This is a genomic window from Nonomuraea sp. NPDC049607 (assembly GCF_040675375.1).
Lineage (GTDB): Bacteria > Actinomycetota > Actinomycetes > Streptosporangiales > Streptosporangiaceae > Nonomuraea.
In genome coordinates, this window is the sequence record NZ_JBFAOV010000031.1 from 73,343 (window position 1) to 73,634 (window position 292).

The following is a 292-nucleotide window of genomic DNA, read 5'->3' on the forward strand; positions in this document are numbered from 1 at the left end:
GCGGGAGCCCAGCGTGTCGGGATGGTCGGTACCCAGCACCCGTTCCCGATCGGCGAGTGTGGCCTCGTGCAAGGGGATGGCCTGACGCAGGTCCCCCGCCGTTCGATAGGCGTGGGCGAGGTTGTTGCGGGAGGTCAAGGTTGAGGGATGGTCGGCGCCCAGCACCCGTTCCCGATCGGCGAGTGTGGCCTGGTACAAGGGGATGGCCTGACGCAGGTCCCCCGCCGTTCGATAGGCGTGGGCGAGGTTGTTGCGGGAGGTCAAGGTTGAGGGATGGTCGGCGCCCAGCACC

General features: G+C 68.5%; 1 protein-coding gene. It reads right to left on the reverse strand.

Annotation, left to right across the window (positions count from 1 at the left end; all coding sequences use genetic code 11):
* Positions 1–292, reverse strand: a 292-nt coding sequence (locus AB0J97_RS39790; protein ID WP_364098970.1) for a tetratricopeptide repeat protein, incomplete at both ends; no start/stop codon positions are given.